This window comes from Vibrio sp. FF266, from assembly GCF_041439695.1.
Lineage (GTDB): Bacteria > Pseudomonadota > Gammaproteobacteria > Enterobacterales > Vibrionaceae > Vibrio > Vibrio tasmaniensis_A.
This window is the reverse complement of the sequence record NZ_JBGOOO010000055.1, coordinates 1-6,435: the sequence shown is the minus strand read 5'-3', so window position 1 is coordinate 6,435 and position 6,435 is coordinate 1. Positions and strand designations below refer to the sequence as shown.

The following is a 6,435-nucleotide window of genomic DNA, read 5'->3' as shown; positions in this document are numbered from 1 at the left end:
GCGAGGTGACGATGGCATTGGTCACCTCCACGTCCACTGTGTTACTGGTGACTCCATCTTTAGTGGCTGTGATCTTTATAAATCCTAACGCTTTGCCAATTAATTGTCCCGGTTCTACAAAATATCCAATGTTCTTGTTATTAGAGCGCCAAATGCTTAAATCAGTTAGCACCTTTGAAGAGTGATCAGAATAATAACCTACTGCGACGAAAGCTTTTTTGTTCCCCTTCCTCATCGTTAATTTACTTGTTCCCCGAATTCCTGATGAGGAGACGCTAATATCGATCCGTTCTAATGTTATTGCTGGTTTTACATCAACCTCTTCTGACAATTCTAAATTACAACCTGCCAAGAAGAGTATAATTAATATATAAAGGGAGATAATTTTATTCATGGCTATAGCTAGTATGGTTATAAATTAAAAATGATTCTTATAAATTCGATTAATAGCAGAGGAAATGACAATCATTTAAGATAATTAATCAATTATTTAACATAAAGCAATGATTTTATATTTTTAATTAATTATCTTTATTTATAAATATAATCATGAATAAACCCTGTATTTCGCTTTCAAATAGTACTAACTTTAGCGTTTAAAATTGGCAGATAATTAATTAAAAATAAATAATAAAAATCCCCCCCCATACAGTATTGATAGTGTTAACGTATTTTAACTAAAGAGAAAGAACTAAGCTGAGCTCAGCTGCAAGGAGATTATCAACAATGGTTTATCAATGGGCAGTATTTCGTCATCAGCATCCTATTTTCGGGGGAGGATGTGAACTATTTGTTGTCCTGCTCGCTTTTTTATCAATAGCCTTACCTCTAATATGTGAAGAAAGCTTATTAATACTAGGAATATCTTTAGGACTTGCCATCATCTGCTTTACTCTATTTTTACTTTTTGCCCAAAGTGACAAGATCCGAAGGTCTATGCCTAGCTAGAAAAATGCTATTAAGTCCTTAAAAAACTAGGAGCTCTTCCCTCGTTTGCTTGGGTTTTCAGCATATCTATCTAAGTGACTACTCACCGCCTATTGGGCGATGCTTCTTATTTCGTTAGCCATTGCTCGATAGTATCAAGACTTACGCAGCTTCCATAAGCAGAGACGATTATCCAACCGCCTTTAATTCTAGAAGGCCTTTATCACGGATATTAAGGGCGGCGTTTAAGTCACGATTTATGTCTGTAGTGCCGCCTGATGGACAATCCCACTTGCAAACCGATAAGGGCATTTCTTCCACTTTATGACCGCAACAACAGCACGTTTAGAGCTTGCGTCCCACTGATTTAGTTTAACTAGATATTTGCCTTGCTCTTTTAGTTTGTACTCCAACTTAAAGACAAAACTATGCCATGAGGCGTCCGCTATGTGTTTCGCCAGTTTGCGGCTTTTCATCATGTTTGTTGATTTCAATGTCTCAATTATCACCGCTTGGTTTTCGTCAACGAGAGTTCGAGAAAGCTTATGTTGAAAATCAGCACGAGCGTTAGCCACTTTTTCGTGGCATTTGGCAACGAGCAATCTAGTTTTTGCTCGATTGGCACTGCCTTTTGCTTTTCTAGATAGCTGACGCTGCTTTCGTCTGAGATTCTTCTCAGCACGTTTTACAAATCTTGGGTTAGCTGTCTTTCTACCGTTCGATTCAATAGCAAAATGAAATAGACCTAGATCAATACCAGTTACCTTGCTTAACGTAATGCTCTTAACCTTGCCTACAATCTCACGGTGATTATTCGCCTCTACAGGCTTTATTTTCGGGAGTTTGATGCACCATCAAAGACTTTTACACCAACACAGTGATAGCTCGATTGCTTACCGTGTCTACGTTTGAATGTGGGTACTTGGCTTTCAACTTCGGATTAAAGAAGTTATCAAAGGCTTGGTGACGATTGAGTACAGATTGCTGCAAGACGGTTGAATCATCTTGCTTCAACCAGTGGTATTTACGCGATTTCTTGGCAACTGCAAGTAGTGGCTTGATGTCCTTTTTAGGATTCAGTAAGTTTTGAAAAAATCACCACTCCAAGACAAAGTTGCTTGGTAGTTACAATACGCATAATCGCCTGGTGCTCACAAAGAGCAAAAGCGTTGCTCGTATAACAAACCCGAACCGATTGAATGCCGAAAACGACTGGAATATCGAAACAAAATTCAGACCTATTGATGGCCTTACCTTATGAGGGTTTGATGCCGTCGCGCATCAGCCGACCTTAATCGTTATACAGACAAGAGAGTAAACCTTTGGCCGACGCGCGATGCTCGGAGGTTGTTTCTGTCGTCTTTTCCGTTTTCTTCGCATAGGCGTCGTCTTCTCGCATTTGTTTAATGGTGGTAGCACAGTCACACACTCTGATACTCACCCCTCCCCCCGGTGCCTTTAGTATTAAGAAGTCGATTGAATTCACCCAAATCACGTGCCTGGATATGTCAGAGGAAACCGTAGAACGTATTTTCATGTGACCCTCTAAACGCCAAAACGCACATCAAAACAAAACCCTGAGCACTTAAACGTCCCCTCCTCCGTTTGCACGAATCGCAACGCTGGAAACACAGACCCGTAAGTGGTGTACAGAATAATGTGATCCGCTCGCTCGTGAAGAAACCATTCACCAAAGCCAGCGCCATTTAATTCAATGAAAAAGTCACGGATTTCATGGAAAGCAAAACGACGCGACACCAATTGCGGAAACTGCTGCTTGATAGCTTCAACGAACCCTTGGCCTTTTAACGACGCGATATCAGCCTGTTGCTCTGGCGACTGACGACGACTGAACATTTTTAAACGCTGGATTTTGGAAACCCAATCAGACTTTCTTTTCGCCTCATCACGACACTTTTTGACTTGATAGCGCAACTTCAAGACCGCCAAAGATCTAGAGACATCATTTTTTGGTGAGCTTTCGTGCCCAGCGGCGAAACGCTGGTCGCTGAACTTTGATTTAGAGAGAGTTAGGCTTGAGTGTCGTTGTACCATGAGGAGTTTCCTTTCTGTTTGAGTATCACTTTTATGGAGCCGCTTGGCTGTCCGGCAAACGTTCTTGGTTCTCAAGGACAAGGGCGCGAAGCGTTCATATACCCTTGTCATTGGGGTTCAGAACGATCACGGTTAACAGCCTGTGAGCCCATCAAATGATGTGAGTCGAAAGGGAAATAGGCACATAAGACAATAAGCCTTTACTCGAACTTAATTAAAGTCAGTGAAAGGAGTGAGGAAGCGCAAGCGTTCTGGCCACGCCTTCGAAATAGGACGTTCTTCATCTCAAAGCCAGCCTCAGACAATTCTAGAGGGGTGATGAGGCTACCTTTTGCTCCGGTAAAGTGATTAGCTAAACAAACGAGGTCTTCCACGATCACCTTGCTTGGTCCGTTGCCATTGTTGGATCACTTTTTCATCAATCCAAAATGTCAGCCGACCCACGATTGCAGGGGTTGGGGTGTAGATTTAACCACACTGTATTTACATTAATATCAAATTTCTCTTTTACAGGGGTCCTGTCACCCCCAAAATACAGGCTAAAAATAACAATAATCTAAACTTTCTTATCTTGCTATCGCTTCAATTAATGCCAACCCACCACCTAATCGCAAAATTTTTGATTTAAAAGACTAGTAAAATCAAAGAAATGTCATTCTCAATACTCGATTGGACTCACTTGTAAGGAAAACATAATTGATAGTTAATTTATTAGTATTCGGTCTGCATTAAGAGTTAGGTGGAGCCTCGTTTAACTGATTTTAATCAAAGGTAGTAATATATGTACACAAGGACAAGAATACTGTTCTATTTGAGTTGTTTTTTCTCTCCTTTAATGCTAGAGCGATCGATTTATCAAATAGTTACGTGACATTTTATGAGGGACCACAATTGAGTGATCAAGCATTTCTCTACCCTATACTTAGAGAGAAAGATACTCGGGAGCTCACCTATCTTGATGACCTCATTTTAGATTCTCTGAGAGGTGGGAAGTTGGGTTATCAATATTTTGATTCCGGTGGAACGAGCGCAACTTGTCAGGGGTCCAGAGGTGGTTTCATACCAATAGGCAAGAAAACCACCGTAAGAAATCTTAGAGTCCCGTCTTGCTACAACAGCTTAATCATGCGTACGCGCTTATGTCTTTATGACAAGGACAACAAGTATATTGGAGGAAATTGTACAGACTCTTACTATGGCCATACTTTTAATCCTTTAACAGAGAAGCCTAGTGACTATAGGTACAAGAAAAATGGGACGTTTGAGGGATGTGAGTTGAACCCGGTAAAAGTAAAGCTAAGTGACATCTATGAGGATTCGGCTTTAGCCCCTGAGGCAATACATACGTACTTTCCTATTGGAACTTGTCGCGCGGTGCATTTAGAAAGTCCTGACTATAAAAGTTTTACCTCGATTCTCTCTCAGATGCATCCTAAAATATATAAGCGCTTAGGACCTAAGTGCACAGTTCTAGAAACTGAACCAGTGTCTCTAGCCCATACTAATGGGACAGTTATTCATCCTAGTATCAAACCTACAAAAGTAGGTTGCTTATAATTTTTTGCTATGTGTAGTGGTCAACTGAAATTGGCCACGGTTTTAGAGGGTACCCAAGACAATCTCTCTGATTCATTAGGTGTGAGGCCACCATTATAGTGATGTGGCCTCAATTGGCTGTAATAGCCAATGATGTATTGGATAATTTATTGTTGAGCCTCAGAAAAGCTACGATAACCTACTGTTGGGATCCACTCCGTCTTTAAGCTTCTAAAGAAACGTTCCATTGGAGCAATCTCCCAGCAATTTCCTCGTCGAGATAAACTTTGTTTTATCTGAAAACGCCACAGTAACTGACGATATTTTCTACTCATCTAGTGACTGTCTTGCTCGCTGTGGAATGTAGCCCCTTTAGGCTTTCCTCTACTGATGTCTCGGTAATTGACAGCTAATCGAACCAAGCGTTTTCATTAGCTTTGTTGCTAGATAACGGCTCAGAGCTACGCCTTGATTTATCACCAGATCAGCAATAGTTCTCGCTCCCGAAGAGCCATTGCTTACCGCTGCGGTCCTCACCTCGCTTGCGGTCACCCCCTCATAAATTCCGTTGTGGAAGGTCATTAATGGCGACGGCAACATACAGCGATAACACTTCATACGATGTAAGCGATTCCTTGACGTGGACGTCGAATGAGCTGAGCACGGCAACGATGACACCTACTGGCTGGTTGTCAGGGGTTGCGGTTGGCAGCACGACAGTCACGACAGCTGAAGATGGAGGCATCACCACTCACACAATCGACGTGAATGTGTTCACATGTAGAGTTACTGGATCTTCATGTCTTGAGAGCTTCGATACTGGGAGTAGGAAGATGTTTATCAACTCACCATCAAAAATATTCCTAAATAGCCTCGGCGGAGAAAATATTGGTTTTACAAAAAAAAGGAGTTAAAAGGGTTATTTAATACATACGGTAATATGTTTATCGTGCGAGTCTAGGCGCTCAGGATAAATTACTGGTCAGGGACGAATCGAGGTCCTGGTTTGAGTGTAAGACTCAAAAATGGCAGCGAAGGAACCAGTATGCCAGCGCCCCCTGCGTCTCAGACCCTTCACGGTTGAACCCTCGCGCTTGTGATTCTAGCCCTAAACCACCGACTAAAGTAGGGGGTTCTTTGTATAGTTTTGATGTCTTCCCAACCTCGCCCCTTTTTTCATCCCAGTCTTCATAGCAACTAGAATCAATAGCTCTAGGGTGACCACGTTCCAAGAAAGCGGCGCAATCTCGCGTCATAAGCACCGCCTCCAGCTCCCCGTATTTGTTTGAGTAAGATCGGGAGCACTTATCTCTACGCACGTTTTTGTCTTGCATGAGACCTCGACTTGCTTTGCTCTGAGGCTGATACAAGTATAATCCGGACAAATGAGCCAACCTAAATGTTCAGGCGTCCTAAGTGAGACTTTCGGAGTTTTTCCTGGCGTTTTGCTTTTAGTTGGCGAACCCACGTAGACTTACCCACATCCATGAATTGGGCTGCTTCAATGACCGATTCAAAAAATTAAATTTTTATTTAATTACCTATAATTAAATAATTAAACCATAGAAAAAACTTTAACATTCCATTCAATTTATTTGGGAAGATAACTCCTTTAAAACCTAAAACATTGGTTTCGCTCTCCAGTTAAATAGAGGGGGAATTTAACTATGAAATTATTAATTACTCTTCATAAGGTTGGAAAATTTGGGGGGAAACCCTAGGCCGTGGGATTAAAAGCTAGATCCCAGATTCGCTTGATAGAGTGCACCTCTCTTGCAAAGGGCTCGTTATAGTGAGCCTTACCAGCGCAGCACGTTCGCGAAGTGAGCTTAAACGACCAACATGATAAAAGCGGCAAGAACTGCCTTATGGTTATTAATTTTTTGGAGTTTACGATGCGGTTAATGATTTCAGCTG

General features: G+C 41.7%; 4 protein-coding genes and 3 pseudogenes. All 7 read right to left on the bottom strand.

The genetic code is table 11. From position 1 onward, the window contains the following. Window positions 1-394, bottom strand: a pseudogene (locus tag ACED59_RS22570) (hypothetical protein); the annotation flags it as partial. Between the two features lie 722 nt (window positions 395-1,116). After that, window positions 1,117-1,239 (bottom strand): transposase, encoded by a 123-nt coding sequence (locus ACED59_RS22565; protein WP_198592117.1) that lies wholly within the window; start codon window positions 1,237-1,239, stop codon window positions 1,117-1,119. Continuing rightward, window positions 1,185-1,706 (bottom strand): RNA-guided endonuclease TnpB family protein, encoded by a 522-nt coding sequence (locus ACED59_RS22560; RefSeq protein ID WP_261378918.1) that lies wholly within the window; start codon window positions 1,704-1,706, stop codon window positions 1,185-1,187. Before ACED59_RS22560 ends, ACED59_RS22565 begins: the two co-directional genes overlap by 55 nt. A 512-nt stretch (window positions 1,707-2,218) precedes the next feature. Next, window positions 2,219-2,464, bottom strand: coding sequence for a hypothetical protein (locus ACED59_RS22555; RefSeq protein ID WP_017100372.1), 246 nt, complete (start codon window positions 2,462-2,464; stop codon window positions 2,219-2,221). 8 nt (window positions 2,465-2,472) lie between these two features. Further along, window positions 2,473-2,982 carry a hypothetical protein gene (locus ACED59_RS22550; protein WP_102258285.1) on the bottom strand — a complete coding sequence of 170 codons (510 nt, stop codon included), beginning with the start codon at window positions 2,980-2,982 and terminating at the stop codon, window positions 2,473-2,475. Window positions 2,983-4,559: 1,577 nt separating this feature from the next. Next, window positions 4,560-5,043: pseudogene (locus ACED59_RS22545) on the bottom strand (integrase core domain-containing protein); the annotation flags it as partial. 871 nt (window positions 5,044-5,914) lie between these two features. Then, a pseudogene (locus ACED59_RS22540) lies at window positions 5,915-6,030 on the bottom strand (IS3 family transposase); the annotation flags it as partial. Window positions 6,031-6,435 lie beyond the last annotated feature (405 nt).